Source organism: Aeromonas sp. AE23HZ002T15, assembly GCF_054165525.2.
Genome location: NZ_CM201342.1, coordinates 1098290 through 1117366 on the forward strand (window position 1 = coordinate 1098290; position 19077 = coordinate 1117366).

The following is a 19077-nucleotide window of genomic DNA, read 5'->3' on the forward strand; positions in this document are numbered from 1 at the left end:
TAAAAATCTTTATTTTGCATCTGAACGAACATGGCCGTTCATATAATGAACGCCTTTAATATGCACCACACAGTAAATAACAAAAATATAAATAGCTCAGCCCATTAGGAAAAGCATCACATGTTCAGAATCCTGCTCGACCAACCAATGCAGATTACCCAGGCTCAAGATAAATCTTGGCTGGTGTTAAACGATGGCTCGATAAAAAATGTCCAAATCGGGGACTTGATACCCAAGGGAGCATTGCTGGTTTCCAACTCAGAAGTGGAACTCAATCCACCCTCCCCCATGTCTGATGCATTCGATCCAGCGGTCCAACCCGCCATGGCGCTCGAGATTGAGCCCTTGTCGCCCGAGGAGCAGCAAGAGCTTGCTGAGATTCAGAACGCTGTCCTGGACGGCAGGGATCCCACCGAGATCGCACAGGCCACCGCCAGTGGCGGCGATGCATCGGGTATAGCCGCAGCCTCTGGCAATGCGGGCGCTATCGTGACCGAACGCACCAACAAGGCAACTATTTCCAATGCCGGGTTTGACACTGAACATAACGCGCCAGAATTTATCCGATATCGGGATATTTTGGGGGAGTTGACCATCGAAGAGACTGAACACGATCCGATCGCATTTGACCAATCACATATTATTTCGGAAGATATCCCGGCACTTTACGCTCAAGTTCCCGCGGCACAAGATCCCGATCATGACGGTATAGACCCCCAGGGCTATTTCCTCGTGATGGATGTAGAACGGGGTCAGCTGATATTAAATACCGACGGAAGCTATATTTATACTCCCCCCGTAGAGTTCCAATCTCTTACAGAAGGGGAGACCCGGCAGGTTTCCTTTACCTATATTGCCACCGACCCCAATGGCAATCAGAGTGCCCCTGCGACGGTCACCATCACCATCACCGGTACCAACGACGACGCCACCATAAGTGTCGCGACCCCGGGCGCCGACCAGGGCGCGGTCAAGGAGGATGTGACCCTCACCACCGGCGGCAAGCTGGTCGCCACCGATGTCGATAACGGCGAAGCGGTATTCCAGCCCCAGACCGCTATCAAGGGCGCCCACGGTAGCTTCACCATCGATGCCGACGGCAACTGGAACTATCAGCTCGACAACGACGATCCCGCCGTGCAGGCCCTGAAAGAGGGCGAGACCCTGCCGAGCGAGCACTTCGTGGTCAAGAGCGCCGATGGCTCCGCCGAGCACACCGTCACCGTCACCATCACCGGTACCAACGACGACGCCACCATAGAGGTCGCTACACCCGGGGCCGACCAGGGCGCGGTCAAGGAGGATGTGACCCTCACCACCGGCGGCAAGCTGGTCGCCACCGATGTCGATAACGGCGAAGCGGTATTCCAGCCCCAGACCGCTATCAAGGGCGCCCACGGCAGCTTCACCATCGATGCCGACGGCAACTGGAGCTATCAGCTCGACAACGACGACCCCGCCGTGCAGGCCCTGAAGGAGGGCGAGACCCTGCCGAGCGAGCACTTCGTGGTCCAGAGCGCCGACGGCTCCGCCGAGCACACCGTCACCGTCACCATCACCGGCACCAACGACAATGCCACCATCGACGTCGCCACCCCGGGCGCCGACCAGGGCGCAGTCAAGGAAGATGTGACCCTCACCACCGGCGGCAAGCTGGTCGCCACCGACGTCGACAACGGCGAAGCGGTGTTCCAGCCCCAGACCGCTATCAAGGGCGCCCACGGCAGCTTCACCATCGATGCCGACGGCAACTGGCGCTACCAGCTCGACAACGACGACCCCGCCGTGCAGGCCCTGAAAGAGGGCGAGACCCTGCCGAGCGAGCACTTCGTGGTCAAGAGCGCCGATGGCTCCGCCGAGCACACCGTCACCGTCATCATCACCGGTACCAACGACGACGCCACCATAAGTGTCGCCACCCCGGGGGCCGACCAGGGCGCGGTCAAGGAGGACATAACCCTCACCACCGGCGGCAAGCTGGTCGCTACCGACGTCGACAACGGCGAAGCGGTATTCCAGCCCCAGACCGCTATCAAGGGCGCCCACGGCAGCTTCACCATCGATGCCGACGGCAACTGGCGCTACCAGCTCGACAACGACGACCCCGCCGTGCAGGCCCTGAAAGAGGGCGAGCCCCTGCCGAGCGAGCACTTCGTGGTCAAGAGCGCCGATGGCTCCGCCGAGCACACCGTCACCGTCACCATCACAGGCACCAACGATGTCGCCACCATAAGTGTCGCGACCCCGGGCACCGACCAGGGCGCGGTCAAGGAGGACATAACCCTCATCACCGGCGGCAAGCTGGTCGCCACCGACGTCGATAACGGTGAGGCCAACTTCCAGCCCCAGACCGCTATCAAGGGCGCCCACGGCAGCTTCACCATCGATGCCGACGGCAACTGGAGCTATCAGCTCGACAACGACGATCCCGCCGTGCAGGCCCTCAAAGAGGGCGAGACCCTGCCGAGCGAGCACTTCGTGGTCAAGAGCGCCGACGGCTCCGCCGAGCACACCGTCACAGTATCCATCACCGGTACCAACGAGGCACCCGATGCCCGGGACGATGGCCTCAGCAGCCGGCAGACTGTCACCCTCGACGGTGAAAACTGGGATACCAGCGGCGATATCAAGGTGGATTACTATGTCATCGATGCGAAGACCGGGACCAGGGTCGCCGATGCCGAGAAGTCGGATTACACCGGCGATGGCGACCATCGCTTCGGAGTGAAATCGGATATCGAGCATCCCGAGGCGGATGCGGTTCAGGCGGGGCAGCTCGGCTATCTGGACAGTGAAGACAAGAGCGAAGCCATGCGCTTTACCTTCCAGCAGGGACAGCTGGCCAATCATGCCGCCATCGAGATCAGGAACCTGTGGTCCGATCGCGCCAGTGGTGGCTGGGAGCCCGGCTGTGAGCGCGGTGTCTGGAAAGCCTTCTACAAGGGTGAACTGGTCGCGAGCGGCATCTTCGAAGGCACCTCGGGTGGAAAGCAGACCCTCCAGATCGAGGCTGGCGGCCGCTACTTCGACAGCATAGAGATGTCGGCGATTGGCTATAAAGATGGCATCGTCGACCCCCAGGGCTCCGAGTACTTTATCACCAAGGTCACCGCGGATCTGACCCACTTCGATCAGGCATTCCAGACCAACGAGACGGGCAGCCTCTCCCTCGACGTGCTGAGCAATGACTCGGACCCCAATCAGGATGCGATCGCTATCGTGGAGGGCAGCTACCCGGACTATGTCACCCTGGTGGATGGCAAGCTGTTCTTCGATGCCGCCAAATACCTCCAGACCCTGCCGGCGGGGCAACGTGATCTGCTCCCAGGAGAGGCCAAGTCCATCGAGTTCGAATACGGCATCCGCGACACCCACGGGGCAACCGACAAGGCCAGGGTCAATGTCACCATCATTGGGGAGCCCCTCTCCGACCCAGCCCCGCTGCATGTCGAGTTGCAGGAGAGTGATCTGGGTAAAGGGACCCCGGCTCACGGCGAGGGCCTGTTGCCCGGCGCCCACGAGGCAACGCACCACGAGTATCGGTTTGCGACTCAACAGGACGGCAGCAAGGTCAGCAGTGGTGGCAGTCCCCTCGCCTACGAGGTCAGCCCGGATGGACTGCAACTGACCGGATTCATCATGGAAGGGGGGCAGAGGGTCGATGTGCTGAGTGTGCAGCTTGACCCGCAGAACGGCTCCTACCAGCTGGATCTCTTCCGGCCGCTGGACCACGGGAGCCAGGGCAAGGATCTGCTCTCCCTCCCCTTCGACATGCATATCCAGGTGGGCAATCAGAAGACCCAGGGGCAGTTGATCGTCGATATCATCGACAGCGCCCCCACCCCTGTCCCCATCACCCATTCCGTCGGCGATGTGGCACCGCAGTCCAACTCCGTCATCATAGCGCTGGATATGTCCGGCTCGATGAAGGACTACGTGCGCGATGGTAACGGTCAGTGGACTACCCGCTGGTCGATCTCCCAGCAGGCCATCAAGGCAATGTTCGAGCAATATGACAAGATGGGCGACGTGCAATTCAAGATCGCGACTCATGCGGGTTATCCGGATGGTCAGACGTCAGGCTGGCTGCACTCTCTGGAGGATATCCAGAAGTTCTTCGACACCCTCTCCCCGGCAGGCTGGACACCCTATTACCAGGCCCTGAACCAGGTGGACGCCATTCTGGGCAACCAGCAGGATCAGACCGCCATGGAGGGGACCAGCAAGCAGTTCTATTTCCTCTCCGACGGCGCGCCCTCTGACTTCGGTTACTGGGCCAGCGGGGCCTACAAGTCCCAGGAGATACGTGACCGGCTGATGAGTGGCATCAGCCCGGATGAGGTGGGCGGAGAGAAGCACTATCAGGATCTGCTCAATGGCAGGGTGGAACCGACCAAGGCTGAGCAATTCCTCATCCTGGGTGAATCCATGGATCACATCATGGACAAACATGGCCACCCCTTCGACAACATGAACATGTTGGCCATTGGCAAAAGCGCCTCACTCGAGTATCTTGAACCCCTGGCCGGCAAGGGTGGGTCTGCCATTCAGGTAGAAGATGCCGATGTCGTCAACATCCTGACCGAGTCGGTGCCAGGCCAACTGCACGGCGACCTCACCCAGCATGCCGTCGAGGGGGAGTGGGTACAGAGCCTGAACTACGATGGCCGCACCTACTTCTACGACCGGGCCAAGGGTGGCATCTTCCTCCATGACGGCACTCCAGACAACAAGGTGGCCGACGGCGCCAAGCTGACTCTGGATACGACCAACGGCAAGCTGGCACTGAACTTTGAAACCGGGCAGTACGACTATCAGGCCATGGATATTCATGGGAATGGGCAGGATAAATTCCTGCTCACCTTGCGTGACGGTGATGGCGATACCGCGGATACCTCTCTGGTTATCGATGTCACCGATCTGCAAGGGGGCATCTCTCCCTCACCGCTGACCCTGGGGGCCCAGGAGAAGGCATCCTACTCTGTCTTCTCTGCCCCATTGCTCGGCTCGGAGGCACAGGACGAGCTCATAGTGCTGCCCACCGGCCACAAAGCTGCGGAGCCGACCAGCCCTGTAGAGACCCGGATAGCCGTCAGCGATCTGCTCAGTCATGATGAGATGGACGGCCTGCTAGCCCGGGTGGCGCCCGTCACTCAAGACGCAACAGGCACTGCCGGTGAGCCGCTGATCCTGTCGGCGCAACCGGCTGGCGATACCCCTGACTTGCTCAGTCAGACCATGCCGAACCCGGTATTCGATGAGCTGCTGTCACAACAACAATTTATCCAGTAATCCCTCAAGCCAGGCCCCTGACCAGACCGGCAGGGGCTTTTTGCATACAGACCCGCCCCCATTCGCAATCCGATAAACGCCCTCCCATCGTTTGAAATCCAGCTCAAGAACAGCACTCCCCCTATGTCGCCTCACGCTCAGCGAGTGCATGCCCCATCGCCGCTCAACGAGGCATTTTTCGCCCGGCATAGGCCCGTTGCAACCCGGCCCCCGCCAGTACCAGGGCAGCCCCCAGCAGGTCGTCCCAACCGAGGCGCCCCGCCAGGGCATCCAGGGCCACGCCCCCCACCAGCTGGCCGGTGATGATGAGCAGGGCACAGGCCAGGGCACCGACCCGACCTATGGCCCAGCTGCTGATGGCGACGAACAGCGCCCCCAGCACCCCGCCCACCAGCAGCCAGGGATCCAGCCCCGCGAGCCGCTCCCAATGGGCCCCCGTCAACAGCAACATGGCGCCGAGCAGCAGGAAGCCGAGCAGATGGTTGGCCAGGGACGCGCCCAGGGCTCCGCGGGCGGTGGCGAGACGGCCGTTGAGGGTGCGCGACAGGCTGACCGCCACGCCGTTGAGCAATCCCAGCAGGATCAAGATGGTCATCGTTCTCTCCTTATCGGTGAAAGGGGTCAGGGCAGGCACTGCGGGAAACCGCCACCCACGCATCGGCAGCGTTATCGCGCTCTCCCCAGTCTGTGGTCATCCAAGATGCTTCGAGCTCACAGGCCCAGCACGATCAGCAGGGCGCCGGCCATCACCAAGAAGGTGGCGAAGAGATCCATCCCTTCTGGACGGCGGCGGGGCAGGCCGAACCAGCCGAGGGCATCGCACAGGGCCCCGAACAGCAGCTGACCGAGCAGCAGCAGGGCCAGGGTGCCCGCCATACCCAGGGGTGAGTTGAGGCAGAAGGCCGCCAGCACCACGGTGAGCGCCCCCGGCAGACCGCCAAACCAGGCCCAGAGCGGGACTCTCTCCACCTGGGCAGGCCTTGTCTTCGCCTGAGCAGGGGCAGTCTCGCTCTGGCTGGGGTCGGTACTGCTGCTATCTGGCGCAGAGGAGGATGCAAGGGAGCGAGTCCCGGCGGCCTGTCTCCCCACCGATCCAGTCCCGGCTCTGCTTCTGCGGTTAGTATTCACTCTGGCCATAAGCCCCCATAGCAGGGCGGCCACCAGGGTGCCTGCCCCGTGGGCGAGCCAGCTCGCGAGCCAGGGGTCGGTAGCCAGGGCCAGGGCGCCGTTGCGATCGATCATCAGCGCCAGCAAGAAGCCTGCGCCGAGGGCCGCCAAGGCCCCGACCGCCTGCTCTGCACAGAGGCTCCGCGACCTGAGGGAAGTGATGGATGTGGATGACATGGCAGGACTCCGTTAACACGATAGGAGCAGGATAGATTGTCTTTGTTCAGGGGATAATCCACCATAACGTCACAACTTTGTTTCCAGTTCGAGAACGACATGAACCAGGATGCCTTCGCCCTGCTCCCCGCCTTCGTCGCCGTGGTGGAGGCGGGCAGCTTCTCAGGCGCGGCGCGCCAGCTGGGGGGCAGCAAGTCGGCGCTGAGCAAGAAGGTGAACCAGCTGGAGCAGCTGCTCGGCTGCCAGCTGCTCTATCGCACCACCCGCTCCCTCAGCCTCACCGAGGCGGGAGAGCGCTATTTCGAGACGGTGCGCCACGCGGTGCGCCTGGCTGGCGAGGGGGAAGATGCCATCGGTGCCCTGCAGGCGGCGCCCCGGGGCCTGCTGCGGGTGACAGTGCCCATGGTCTATGGCCGCCGCCATCTGGTGCCCCTCATCCCCGACTTTCTCGCCCGCTACCCCGAGGTGCAGCTGCAGTTCGAGATGAGCGACGAGCAGCGGGACCTCATCACCGAGGGGTTCGACGTGGGGCTGCGCATCGGCGCCCTGGAAGACTCGAGCCTCATCGCCCGCCGCCTCGCCCCCTGCCACAGCACCCTGTGCGCCGCACCTGCCTATCTGGCCCGGGCGGGGGTGCCGCAGACCCCGAGCGATCTCGAGCGCCACAACTGCCTCTTCTACTCCCTGTTCCGTGGTGGCACCCGGTGGCGCCTGCTGGGCCCGGAGGGCGAGGTGGGGGTGACCCCCAAGGGCAACTTCGAGGTCAACAACAGCGACGCCATCCACAGCGCCCTGCTGGCGGGACTCGGCATCGGCAACATGCCGGACTTCATCGTGGGGGAGGATCTCGCCGCCGGCCGGCTGGTGCCCGTGCTGCCCGCCTACCGGCTGCCGGAGCACGGCATCTGGTGCCTCTACCCGCGCCGCCGCCATCTGCCTGCCAAGGTGGCAGCCTGGCTCGCCTTTCTCGACGAGCGGCTCGGCCAGCCGTGAATGGGGTGCCATTTCGGGTTCGCCGGAGTGGTTCACGTTTTCTTCATCCCAAACGGGGTAGAATGCCAAGACCAAGCTCATGTTTTTATTGGAAAAGCGGCAGGATAATGCAAGCTCCCCTGCCCCAAGGAAGCCCTCGATGAAAAGAACCGCGATTGCCCTGACCCTGGCCAGCCTGCTGGCGCTGCCGGCCCTGATCCCGAGCGTCGACGCCGCCCCGGTGCGCTCCCTGCAAAAGGAGCAGAACTACGAGCAGTACATCAGCAAGCGCCAGGTGGTGGATCAGCTGCTGGCGGATGCCCTGCACATCTTCAAGTCGCCGGCCCGGGTCTCCGATGCCGGCTTCACCGCCAAGATGCCGAGCAACATGGAGCAGGTGACAGATCTGCTGCTGCAGGCCCACCAGCTCGAGCCCTATCGCACCGATCTCCTCATCTCGGCGGCCAACGCCCAGATCTACAACGGCAACGTGGACAGGGCCATCGGCCTGTTCGAACAGGCCCTCACCGCCGCCCCCGACGATCTCGACATCAACAGTTACCTGGCCACCTTGCAGCGCTTCAAGGGCAACCAGGCCAAGGCCGACGGCTATTTCAAGCGGGTGAGCGAGCTTAATGGCGGGCGCGCCGCCGACTTGCAGCGCCTCTTCGAGACCGTGGACAGGGTGGTCGCCACCCCCCTCAAGGAGCGTCAGGGCCGGGTGGAGAAGAGCGGGCGGCGCGCCATCGTCACCCTGGGTTATGCCCTCAACCCCGACGGCACCATGAACGACATCCTGCTGGGGCGCCTCGAGACCACCCGGGTGCTGGCCCAGGCCAACCCGGCGGCCCTCATCATAGTAACAGGCGGCGTGCCCCAGAACCGGCAGACAGAGGGCAAGCTGATGGCGGACTGGCTGGTGAAGAAGGGGATCGACAGATCCCGCATCATCGAGGAGAACTACGCCACCAGCACGGTGGACAACGCCCTCTACAGCGGCTATGCCCTCGCCCGCCACCAGATAGAGTTCGCCACCCTGGTGAGCTCCGCCAGCCATGTGCGTCGGGGCCAGACCCTGCTGGAGATCGCCAGCTGGCAGAGCGGCCCCGCCGGACTCAAGGTGGACAGCGTCGCCTACCCGGACAAGCCGCTCTCCACCCTCGCCAAGGTGAGCGACGGCGAGCTGCTCGGCATCTACCGGGATGCCCTGCGCACCTATGGCCTCTGGAGTTATCGCTCGGCGCCGCTGATTGAGCGTTGAGGCGCTCTAACAAAAAAACCGCCAAATGGCGGTTTTTTTGTTCTGTCAGTAGTGTTTATGCTTCTTTAGGGTCTTCACCAAAACGGTTCGCCCCTATAGTCCCTGAACAGAAACTAAAGTAGAGAAAAATAAACGGTCCAACCACAGGAATACAGGATATGAGGATCCACCACCCACTTCTATCGGTATCATGCAACCGACGGACCGTCACCGCAAAACCGGGGATGGCGGTAAATAACAAATAAACAAAGAGTACTGAGACACCAACTTCTTGGCTAGCAAACAAGGCACACACCATACAAATTACGCTACCAACCAGAATGTTGAGGAGGCTGTACATCCAATACTCTTTACGACGAGCTCGCCCACGTAGTACTGCGTATTTTTTAAGAACAGAAAGATACCAATGCATTGTATTAACCCGAGTTTATCTATTGTTATGTTAGACGCTATGTAAAGCTCAAATACTTTACCACCAGAGCTCAACAGAGTCCAATAAACTATGTTTGAAAATTGGCATAGCAATTAACTTAAATACTACCATGTGAAATTTAATAGCTGATGCAGTATTACTTGGCTCACTCTATTAATACCGCCCATTAATTACAGCGGAACTCTGCGGCAATCCAACATATATGAAACAATGATTTGTTTTTCATCATTTTTTCTAAGAACCATAAGGCATGAGAACACCTTTCTCGTTCCTTCATTCCCGAGGGATGTTCGGACAAAGATGTGGCTTCCAACACCCCCGACAAGGAAGTGCATCATGACAGCGAAAGGCATCTCTCTGTGGCTGGCGGCATCCGTCCTGCTCAGCCAGTCCGCCCAGGCGGTGGACGTCACCGTCGCCTACCAGACCTCCGCCGAGCCCGCCAAGGTGGCCCAGGCCGACAACACCTTCGCCAGGGAGAGCGGCGCCAAGGTGGAGTGGCGCAAGTTTGACAGCGGCACCAGCGTGGTGCGGGCACTGGCCTCCGGCGACGTGCAGATAGGCAATATCGGCTCCAGCCCCCTGGCGGTGGCGGCGAGCCAGAACGTGCCCATCGAGGTGTTCCTGCTCGCCTCCAAGCTCGGCGACTCCGAGGCGCTGGTGGTGAAGCAAGGACTCGCTAACCCCCAGGATCTCGTCGGCAAGCGCATCGCCGTACCCTACACCTCCACCACCCACTACAGCCTGCTGGCGGCCCTCAAGCACTGGGGCGTCGATCCGGCCAAGCTGCAGATAGTGAACCTGCAGCCACCGGCCATCATCGCCGCCTGGCAGCGCGGTGACATCGACGGCGCCTATGTATGGGCCCCGGCCCTCAACCAGCTCGCCAAGGAGGGCAAGGTGCTGACCGACTCGGCCCAGGTAGGGCAATGGGGGGCGCCGACCCTGGATGTGTGGGTGGTGCGCAAGGACTTCGCCAAGGCTCACCCCGAGGTGGTGCAGGCCTTCGTGAGCAGCACGCTCGCGGCCCAGCGCGGCTATCTCGACAACCCCGAGGGCTGGCTGGCCCGGCCGGAGAACCTCGGCAAGCTCTCCCGCCTGAGCGGCGTGCCCGAGGCGGATATTCCTGAACTGGTCAAGGGCAACACCTACCTGGACGCCCGTGCCCAGAGCGACGAGCTTGCCTCTCTGGTGAACCAGACCATAGTCGACACCGCCCGCTTCCTCGAGGGGCAGGGCAAGGTGGCCAGGGCCGCTGGCGACTATCGCCAGTTCGTCACCGACCGCTTCGTGAAAGCACTGCCTCAATAAGCCGGAGGAGGTGATCATGCTGCAGATATCCCATGTATCCGCCGAGTACGCAGGCAAAAAGGTGCTCGACAACATCAGTCTCTCCCTCGCCGAGGGGGAGCTGATGGTGGTACTCGGCCCCTCCGGCTCGGGCAAGACCACCCTCCTCAACCTGGTGGCCGGTTTCGAGCCCTGCCGCCACGGCCAGATAAGCCTCGGGGGCGAGCCGGTGACCGGACCCGGTGCCGAGCGCGGCGTGGTGTTCCAGAGTGAGGGGTTACTCCCCTGGCGCAACGTGCAGGACAACGTCGCCTTCGGCCTGCAACTGGCCGGGGTGCCCAGGGCCGAGCGCACCGTTCTGGCCCAGGATCTGCTGCGTCAGGTGGGGCTGGAGGGGGCCGGCGATCGCGCCATCTGGCAGCTCTCCGGCGGCCAGCGCCAGCGGGTCGGCATCGCCAGGGCCCTGGCCACCCGGCCGCAACTGCTACTGCTCGACGAGCCGTTCGGCGCCCTGGATGCCTTCACCCGGGAGCAGATGCAGACCCTGCTGCTGCGACTGTGGTCTCTGGGCCGTCGCCAGGTGTTGCTCATCACCCACGACATCGAGGAGGCGGTGTTTCTGGCCACCGACCTGGTGCTGCTCTCCCCCTCCCCCGGCCGGGTGCTGGAGCGACTCACCCTGGACTTCGGCCGCCGCTTCGCCGCCGGGGAATCCAGTCGCAGCATCAAGTCCGATCCGGCCTTTATCGAGCGGCGGGAGTACGTGCTCGGCCGGGTGTTCGCCGAGCGGGAGGCCTTCGCATGAACCAGACCCTGATCCAATCCCTGGACGCGCCCGTCGCCACTACCAACAGCAGGCGGGCTTTGCGCTGGCCCTTCGGCCGCCGGCTTGGCCTGAGCCTGGTTACCCTGACCGCCCTGCTGGCCCTCTGGTGGCTGGTGGCGCATCTGGGCTGGATTGACCCCCTGTTCCTGCCGCCCCCCGAGCGGGTGCTGGGCCAGCTCGTCACCATCGCCGGGCCCCAGGGCTTTATGGACGCCACCCTGTGGCAGCACCTGGGAGCGAGCCTCGGCCGCATCCTGATCGCCCTGACGGCGGCGGCGGTCTTTGGCATAACGGCCGGTATCGCCATGGGGCTCAGCCCCACGGTGCGCGGGGTGCTGGATCCATTCATCGAGCTCTACCGGCCGGTACCGCCGCTCGCCTACCTGCCGCTCATGGTGATCTGGTTTGGTATAGGCGAGACCTCCAAGGTACTGCTCATCTATCTGGCCATCTTCGCCCCCGTGGCCATGGCCACCCTGGACGGGGTGCAGAGCGCCCAGCCGGTGCGGCTGCGGGCGGCCCGGGCATTGGGCGCCACCCGGACTCAGGTGCTCTGGCATGTGATCCTGCCGGGGGCCCTGCCCCAGATCCTGACCGGGCTTCGCATCGGCCTCGGCGTGGGCTGGTCCACCCTGGTGGCCGCCGAGTTGATTGCCGCCACCCGGGGCGTGGGCTTCATGGTGCAATCCGCCGGCGAGTTCCTGGCTACCGACGTGGTGCTGGCCGGCATTCTGGTGATCGCGGTGATCGCCTTCGTATTGGAACTGGGCCTGCGCGCCCTGCAGCGCAAACTGACCCCCTGGCATGGAGAAACATCATGACCGACCAGCTGATCATCGGCCCCTCGGCCCCCGTGGTGATGGCTCACATCCCCTTCGTATTGGAACCGAGTCTGCGCGCCCTGCCGCGCAGGCTGACCCTCTGACATCCCATGGAGAGAGACTATGATCGACAAGTTGACCATCACCCCGCTGGGTCCCCACATAGGCGCCGAGATCGCCGGACTGGATCTGGCACAGCCCCTGAGCCTCGGGCAGTTCGAGCAACTGCACCGGGCCCTGCTCAAATACCAGGTACTGTTTGCCCGCAACCAGCCCATCACGCCGCGGGAGCAGCGGGCTCTGGCGAACCGCTTCGGGGATCTGCACATCCACCCCGTCTATCCCCACAGCGAGGAGGCGGAGGAGATCATCGTACTCGACACCCATGACGACAACCCGCCGGACAACGACAACTGGCACACGGACGTCACCTTCATCGAGACGCCGCCGGCGCTCGCCATCCTGGCCGCCAAGCAGCTGCCGCCGACCGGGGGGGACACCCTCTGGGCCAGCGGCATAGCCGCGCTCGCGGCCCTCTCCCCGCCCCTGCAGAAACTGCTGGCAGGGCTGGAGGCGGAGCACGACTTCACCAAGTCCTTCCCCGCCCATCGCCATCAGGGCAGCGAAGCCGAGCGCCAGCGCTGGCAGGCGGCGGTTGCCAGCAACCCGCCCCTGCGCCATCCGGTGCTGCGCACCCACCCGGTGAGCGGTCGCCAGGCGCTGTTCGTCAACGAGGGCTTCACCACCCGCTTGCCGGAGCTGCCCGCCCGGGAGAGCGAGGCGCTGCTCGGCTTCCTGTTCGATCACATCCGCCGCCCCGAGTTTCAGGTGCGCTGGCGCTGGCAGGAGAACGACATCGCCATCTGGGACAACAGGGTCACCCAGCACTACGCCAACGCCGACTACCTGCCGGCCCGGCGGGTGATGCACAGGGCCACCATACTCGGGGACAAGCCCTTCTGGCGCGCCTCCTGAGGCCCATGCATAGCGAGCGCCCATAAGAAAGCCCGCCGATTGGCGGGCTTTTTGCGCGGCAGCAGGGACGGCGTCAGGCCTTGAACTCCAGCACGGGACTGAAACCGCCGTAGATCATGCGGGCACCGTCAAACGGCATCTGCTGATGCATGGGACTGCCCGGATCCATCCTGGGGTCCTGCATCATCTTCTGCATCGCCTCGTCCCGGGTGGCCTTGTCCGGCCACTCCACCCAGGAGAAGACCACGGTCTCATCCTCCTTCGCCGCCACGGCGCGGTAAAAATCGGTCTGCTTGCCGTGGGGCACGTCGTCCCCCCAGCACTCCAGCACCCGGGTGGCGCCGAGCTCGAGGAAAATGGGATCTATGTATTTCGCATGGTCGATCATGGCCTGCTTGTTGGCCGTGGGCACGGCCAGTACGAATCCATCCACATATGACATGGGGCGTCCTCCTTGCTTGGGGATTTCAGCATAGCAAGGGAGTCCGCCCGCCGCCCCGAGCCTCAGGCGGCTATCAGTCGCTCCAGATCGCTGCGACTCAGGTGCTTGGTATCCACCTTCACGTAGAGAGAGCGTTCCTCGGCCACCAGCAGCACGTCGCTCACCCCGTCGCAGGCGCGCACCTTCTGCTCCAGTGCCGGCGTCGGCGCGACCCCTGCCGGCAGCACGATGCGCAGGCTGCTCACATAGGGAGGATCCTGCATGGTGAGGCTGACCCCGAACCAGATCAGCGCCAGCAGGGCGCAGCCGCCAAACACCAGGGGGGCCCCCCCGGTGCCGTAGAGCAGGCCACCCAGGCTGCCGCCGATGGCGACACCGATGAACTGGCTGGTGGAGTAGACCCCCATGGCGGTGCCCTTGTAGCCGGGGGGTGACTCCTTGCTGATAAGGGACGGCAGCAGCGCCTCCATCACGTTGAAACCGATGAAGAAGATCTGCAGCCCCGCGAGCAGGCCCCAGAGCTGCAGACCCGCTTGCCAGAGCACCAGCTCGGCAACCAGCATCACCAACACGCAGAGCTGGAATACCCGCTTCATCTGCCGGCGCTTCTCGGCGTAGACGATGAAGGGCACCACGCTGACAAAAGCGATCAACATGGTCACCAGATAGGCCTGCCATTGGCTGTCTCGCGGCAGGCCCGCCTGTTCCAAGAGCGGCGGCAGCGCCACGAAGCTCGACATCAGCAGGGTGTGCACGCAGAGGATGCCGAGGTTCAGCTTGAGCAGGCGCGGGTTGGTCAGCACGGTGCGAAAACCGCCCCGCACCATGGCGGACTCGCGATTCTGCAGATGGGCCTCGGGCCTGGGCACCGCCCAGATCACCAGGGCGATGGCGGCCAAGGCCAGCAGGGCGATGAGCCAGAACAGGCCGGACAGGCCCAGGGCGTGGGTGATGAGGGGCCCGGTCACCATGGCGACGGCGAAGGTGATGCCAAAGCTCACCCCGATGAAGGCCATGGCCTTGGTGCGGTTCTGCTCCCGGGTGAGATCCGAGAGCAGGGCCATGACGGCGGCCGAGATGGCGCCGCTGCCCTGCAGGGCGCGCCCGACGATGACCCCCCAGATGGAGTCGCTCAGGGCGGCGATGCAACTGCCTGCGGCAAACATCAGCAGGCCGCCGACGATGAGGGGCTTTCTGCCGATGCGATCGGAGAGCAGGCCGAACGGGATCTGCAGCAGGGCCTGGGTCATGCCGTAGATGCCGATGGCCAGGCCGATGAGCGCCTCGGAGGCGCCGGCCAGGGACATGCCGTAGGTGGTCAGTACCGGCAGCACCATAAACATGCCGAGCATGCGCAAAGAGAAGACGGAGCCGAGCGCCCAGGTGGCGCGTCGCTCGCCCCTCGTCATGGTGAAATCATTCATGATGGCCTCGATAGACAAGAAGAGAGAAGGAGTCCGGGTGAATGGCGCCCTGCCACCACCCGACAGACATCGGGAATACGCCCCGCACGGGGGCCACATAATAACAGAGCCGGGAAGGTTCCCGGCTCTGGATTCTATTGATTTTCCTGCGTCATATCACAGCAACTCAAGGCAGCATGGTCACCAGGACCGGCGCCGCATCGGGCTGGAAGTCCACCGACATCATCACGCTCAGGCAGGTGATGGTGACGATGGAGAACATGAACAGCTTGCGGGCCCAGAGGGAGTCATCCACCGCGGCCTTGTAGCCGGACAGCGCCATCCCCAGCCACCAGACGCTCACCGCCGTGGCGACGATCAGATACTTGTAACCGGCGTAGCCGCCGAGGAACAGCATCAGGGTCGGTACCATAAAGGCCAGGATGTAGAGGGTGATGTGGTGCTTGGCCACGGAGATCCCCTTCACTACCGGCAACACCGGGATGTTGGCGGCCTGGTAATCCTTGAAGCGGAAGATGGCGATCGCATAGGAGTGCGGCATCTGCCACAGGCTGAAAATCGCCAGCAGGATCAGCGCCCCCGAGTCGAACTGGCCGCTCACCGCGCAGTAGCCGATGACCGGCGGTGCGGCGCCGGAGAGGCTGCCCACCAGGGTGCCATAGACAGAGTGGCGCTTCATGTAGAGGCTGTAGACCCCCACATAGACCAGGAAGCCCAGCACTGCCAGCAAGGCGGCCAACGGATTGGCCGCGAAGTAGAGCAGTGCAATGCCCGCAACGCCGAGTACGCTCGCATACCAGAGCGAGACCCCCGGCGCTATCAACCCCTTCACCAGAGCGCGGTTCTTGGTGCGCTCCATGATGCAGTCGATGTCCCGGTCGATGTAGTTGTTGAACACGCAGCCGGAGGCGACCACCAGTGACACCCCGACCATGGTCAGGATGAACAGAGGGACGTCGAGGCTCCCCTTGGACGCCAGCAGGAAACCCCCGATAACCGAGATGAGGTTACCGAAGATGATGCCTGGCTTGGTCACTTGCAGGTATTGCTTCATCATCACATCAACCCGCTTAGTGAACCATCATGTTGATGTTGAGGTTGTACATGATCCACAGGGAACCCACCACGACTATGGCGATGATGAGCACGGTGAAGACCAGGGCCACCAGGTTCCAGCGCTCCTCGGAGGAGGTGTTCATGTGCAGGAAGTAGACCAGGTGCACGAAGATCTGCACCACCGCCATGCCGACCACGGTGCCGAGCACCACGGCGTGGGAGGCGGAGCCGTCCATCACCATCCAGAACGGAATTGCGGTCAGGATGAGTGACAGCACGAACCCTATCATGTAGGACTTGACGCTGCCGTGGCTGGCGCCGTGATTGTCAACAGAATGACTCATTACATGACCCCCATCAGATAGACCACGGTGAAGACGCAGATCCAGACCACGTCCAGGAAGTGCCAGAACAGGCTCAGGCACATCAGGCGAGTACGGTTGCGCTCGGTCAGCCCCTTCTTGGTGATCAGCACCATCATCACGATGATCCAGATCAGGCCGCTGGTCACGTGGATACCGTGGGTACCGACCAGGGTGAAGAAGGCAGACAGGAAGCCACTGCGATCCGGGCCCGCATCGTTGACGATGAGGTGATGGAACTCGTAGATCTCCATGGCGATGAAGCCGGCGCCGAGCAGGAAGGTCACAAACAGCCAGGTGTTGACGGCGGCGACCTTGTTCTTGTTCATGGCCAGCATGCCGAAGCCGAAGGTGATGGAGCTCAGCAGCAGCAGCATGGTTTCGGCGAACACGAACGGCAGTTCGAAGATGTCCTTGCCGGCGGGACCGCCGGCGGTGCCGTTGACCAGGACTGCATAGGTTGCGAACAGGGTCGCAAACAAAATGCAGTCACTCATCAGGTAGATCCAGAAGCCGAATACCTTGGTGGCACCGGCATCATGGTGCCCATGATCGTCATGGGCGCCGTGAGTGTGATGGAGTACGTCAGTTGCCATAGCGTCAGGCCACCTTGTTGATATTGTCGAAATGCTGACCTTCGATGCGCTCGATCTCGTCAACCTGTACGTAGTAGTCCACATCGTCGTTGAAGCTGTGGATGATCCAGGTGGCGATCATGCCGACGAAGCCGGCGATGGCCATCCACCAGATGTGCCAGATCATGGCAAAGCCGAACACCACGCTGAAGGCCGCGATGATCACGCCGGCACCGGAGTTCTTCGGCATGTGGATGGGGGCATACTGGGCCGGCTTGCGGTAGGCGCTACCGTCTTGCTTGGCTTCCCAGAAGGCATCCAGACCCTTGACCTTCGGCTCGATGGCGAAGTTGTAGAACGGCGGCGGCGAGGAGGTCGCCCACTCCAGGGTACGGCCACCCCAGGGATCGCCGGTCAGGTCGCGGTTCTTCTCGCGGTCACGGATACTGACCACGATCTGGATGACCTGGCACAGCACGCCGAGGGCGATGAGGCCGGCGCCGCAGGCGGCAACCACCAGCCAGCCGTGGAACTCGGGATCGATGTTCTGGCTGACACGACGGGTCATGCCCATGAAGCCCAGCACGTAGAGTGGCATGAAGGCCACGAAGAAGCCGACAATCCAGCACCAGAAGGCGCGCTTGCCCCAGACGTCATCCAGCTTGAAGCCGAACGCCTTCGGGAACCAGTAGGTGATACCGGCGAAGCAACCGAACACCACGCCGCCGATGATGACGTTGTGGAAGTGAGCGATCAGGAACAGGCTGTTGTGCAGCACGAAGTTGGCGGCCGGCACGGAGAGCAGTACCCCGGTCATGCCACCCACGGTGAAGGTGATGATGAAGCCGACAGTCCACAGCATGGGGGAGCTGAACTCGATGCGACCCCGGTACATGGTGAACAGCCAGTTGAAGATCTTCACCCCGGTCGGGATGGAGATGATCATGGTGGTGATGCCGAAGAAGGCATTCACATTGGCGCCGGACCCCATGGTGAAGAAGTGGTGCAGCCAGACCACGAAGGAGAGCACGGTAATGGCCACCGTCGCCCACACCAGGGAGGTGTAGCCAAACAGCTTCTTCTTGCAGAAGGTCGCCACCACTTCGGAGAAGATCCCGAACACCGGCAGCACCAGGATATACACCTCGGGGTGACCCCAGGCCCAGATCAGGTTGATGTACATCATCATGTTGCCACCCATGTCATTGGTAAAGAAATGGGTACCCAGGTAGCGGTCTGCGGTCAGCAGGGCGATGGTGACGGTCAGGATCGGGAAGGAGGCGATGATCAGGATGTTGGCGCACAGGGCGGTCCAGGTGAACACCGGCAGACGCATCATGGTCATGCCGGGGGCACGCATCCGGATGATGGTGGCAAAGAAGTTCACACCGGTCAGCAGGGTTCCCAGACCCGAGATCTGCAGACTCCATATCCAGTAATCGACCCCGACACCCGGACTGAACTCCAGTCCCGACAAGGGCGGATAGGCCAACCAGCCGGTCTGGGCGAATTCACCGACCCCGAGGGAGACGTTGATCAGCACCACGGCCGCGGCGGTAAACCAGAAGCTCAGGTTGTTCAGGAAGGGGAAGGCGACGTCACGGGCGCCGATCTGCAGCGGCACGACGATGTTCATCAGGCCGATCACCAGTGGCATGGCCACGAAGAAGATCATGATGACGCCGTGGGCGGTGAAGATCTGGTCGTAGTGATGGGCATTCAGGTAGCCTTCGCCACCGGCGGAGGCAATGACCTGCTGACCACGCATCATGACTGCATCGGCGAAGCCGCGCAGCAACATGACCATGCCCAGGATGAGATACATGATACCGAGGCGCTTGTGGTCCACCGAGGTGAGCCACTCTTTCCACAGATATTGCCACTTGCCGTAGTAAGTGATGAGACCGGCGATAGCCAGCCCACCCAAGATGATACCGGCTATCGTGACCATGATGATGGGTTCATGGTACGGAACAGCCTCGAGTGTCAATTTTCCAAACATCG

The 19077-nt window shown here is 62.5% G+C and carries 16 protein-coding genes; 7 read left to right on the forward strand and 9 right to left on the reverse strand.

From position 1 onward, the window contains the following. Window positions 1-324 precede the first annotated feature (324 nt). Entirely contained in the window at window positions 325-5292 is a 4968-nt protein-coding gene (locus ACT5M9_RS04960; RefSeq protein WP_520395660.1) for a VCBS domain-containing protein, read from the forward strand. Between the two features lie 163 nt (window positions 5293-5455). Here ACT5M9_RS04960 and ACT5M9_RS04965 read toward each other — a convergent pair whose 3' ends face one another. Together ACT5M9_RS04965 and ACT5M9_RS04970 are read right to left on the reverse strand one after the other, a co-directional pair. Next, window positions 5456-5887 (reverse strand): DMT family transporter, encoded by a 432-nt coding sequence (locus ACT5M9_RS04965; protein WP_457981273.1) that lies wholly within the window; start codon window positions 5885-5887, stop codon window positions 5456-5458. Between the two features lie 116 nt (window positions 5888-6003). After that, window positions 6004-6636, reverse strand: coding sequence for a DMT family transporter (locus ACT5M9_RS04970; protein WP_457981271.1), 633 nt, complete (start codon window positions 6634-6636; stop codon window positions 6004-6006). Window positions 6637-6735: 99 nt separating this feature from the next. On the opposite strand from ACT5M9_RS04970, the gene ACT5M9_RS04975 reads away from it, so the two are divergent. Together ACT5M9_RS04975 and ACT5M9_RS04980 are read left to right on the forward strand one after the other, a co-directional pair. Next, window positions 6736-7629, forward strand: coding sequence for a LysR family transcriptional regulator (locus ACT5M9_RS04975; RefSeq protein ID WP_457981269.1), 894 nt, complete (start codon window positions 6736-6738; stop codon window positions 7627-7629). Between the two features lie 139 nt (window positions 7630-7768). Continuing rightward, the gene (locus tag ACT5M9_RS04980; RefSeq protein ID WP_457981267.1) at window positions 7769-8869 is read left to right on the forward strand and encodes an ElyC/SanA/YdcF family protein; all 1101 of its coding nucleotides are present in this window, start codon (window positions 7769-7771) and stop codon (window positions 8867-8869) included. Window positions 8870-8924: 55 nt separating this feature from the next. On the opposite strand, the gene ACT5M9_RS04985 is transcribed toward ACT5M9_RS04980, so the two are convergent. Continuing rightward, window positions 8925-9281: a DUF805 domain-containing protein gene (locus ACT5M9_RS04985; protein ID WP_438548811.1), complete on the reverse strand. Its 357-nt coding sequence runs from the start codon at window positions 9279-9281 to the stop codon at window positions 8925-8927. A 357-nt stretch (window positions 9282-9638) separates the two neighbouring features. Between ACT5M9_RS04985 and tauA the strand changes: the two genes are divergently transcribed. The 4 genes from tauA (at window position 9639) to tauD (ending at window position 13214) form a co-directional block, all read left to right on the forward strand. Then, window positions 9639-10613, forward strand: coding sequence for a taurine ABC transporter substrate-binding protein (gene tauA / locus ACT5M9_RS04990; protein ID WP_457981265.1), 975 nt, complete (start codon window positions 9639-9641; stop codon window positions 10611-10613). A 16-nt stretch (window positions 10614-10629) separates the two neighbouring features. Then, the gene (gene tauB, locus ACT5M9_RS04995; RefSeq protein WP_457981263.1) at window positions 10630-11397 is read left to right on the forward strand and encodes a taurine ABC transporter ATP-binding subunit; all 768 of its coding nucleotides are present in this window, start codon (window positions 10630-10632) and stop codon (window positions 11395-11397) included. Further along, the gene (tauC, locus tag ACT5M9_RS05000) at window positions 11394-12239 is read left to right on the forward strand and encodes a taurine ABC transporter permease TauC (protein ID WP_457981261.1); all 846 of its coding nucleotides are present in this window, start codon (window positions 11394-11396) and stop codon (window positions 12237-12239) included. Before tauB ends, tauC begins: the two co-directional genes overlap by 4 nt. Window positions 12240-12362: 123 nt before the next feature. Next, window positions 12363-13214, forward strand: coding sequence for a taurine dioxygenase (gene tauD, locus ACT5M9_RS05005; protein ID WP_457981260.1), 852 nt, complete (start codon window positions 12363-12365; stop codon window positions 13212-13214). A gap of 73 nt (window positions 13215-13287) precedes the next feature. Here tauD and ACT5M9_RS05010 read toward each other — a convergent pair whose 3' ends face one another. The 6 genes from ACT5M9_RS05010 to cyoB all read right to left on the reverse strand — a co-directional run bounded on the left by ACT5M9_RS05010 (window position 13288) and on the right by cyoB (window position 19075). Then, window positions 13288-13656 (reverse strand): DUF1428 domain-containing protein, encoded by a 369-nt coding sequence (locus tag ACT5M9_RS05010; protein ID WP_438548806.1) that lies wholly within the window; start codon window positions 13654-13656, stop codon window positions 13288-13290. 62 nt (window positions 13657-13718) lie between these two features. After that, window positions 13719-15080, reverse strand: coding sequence for an MFS transporter (locus ACT5M9_RS05015; protein ID WP_457981258.1), 1362 nt, complete (start codon window positions 15078-15080; stop codon window positions 13719-13721). A gap of 166 nt (window positions 15081-15246) precedes the next feature. Further along, complete coding sequence (cyoE, locus tag ACT5M9_RS05020) at window positions 15247-16140, reverse strand: heme o synthase (RefSeq protein ID WP_349918677.1); 894 nt, start codon at window positions 16138-16140, stop codon at window positions 15247-15249. Window positions 16141-16150: 10 nt separating this feature from the next. Beyond that, complete coding sequence (locus tag ACT5M9_RS05025; RefSeq protein ID WP_349918678.1) at window positions 16151-16480, reverse strand: cytochrome o ubiquinol oxidase subunit IV; 330 nt, start codon at window positions 16478-16480, stop codon at window positions 16151-16153. Continuing rightward, window positions 16480-17094 carry a cytochrome o ubiquinol oxidase subunit III gene (locus ACT5M9_RS05030; protein ID WP_438548804.1) on the reverse strand — a complete coding sequence of 205 codons (615 nt, stop codon included), beginning with the start codon at window positions 17092-17094 and terminating at the stop codon, window positions 16480-16482. The genes ACT5M9_RS05025 and ACT5M9_RS05030 overlap by 1 nt, the downstream gene beginning before the upstream one ends. Before the next feature lie 4 nt (window positions 17095-17098). Further along, complete coding sequence (gene cyoB / locus ACT5M9_RS05035) at window positions 17099-19075, reverse strand: cytochrome o ubiquinol oxidase subunit I (protein ID WP_457981255.1); 1977 nt, start codon at window positions 19073-19075, stop codon at window positions 17099-17101. Window positions 19076-19077 lie beyond the last annotated feature (2 nt).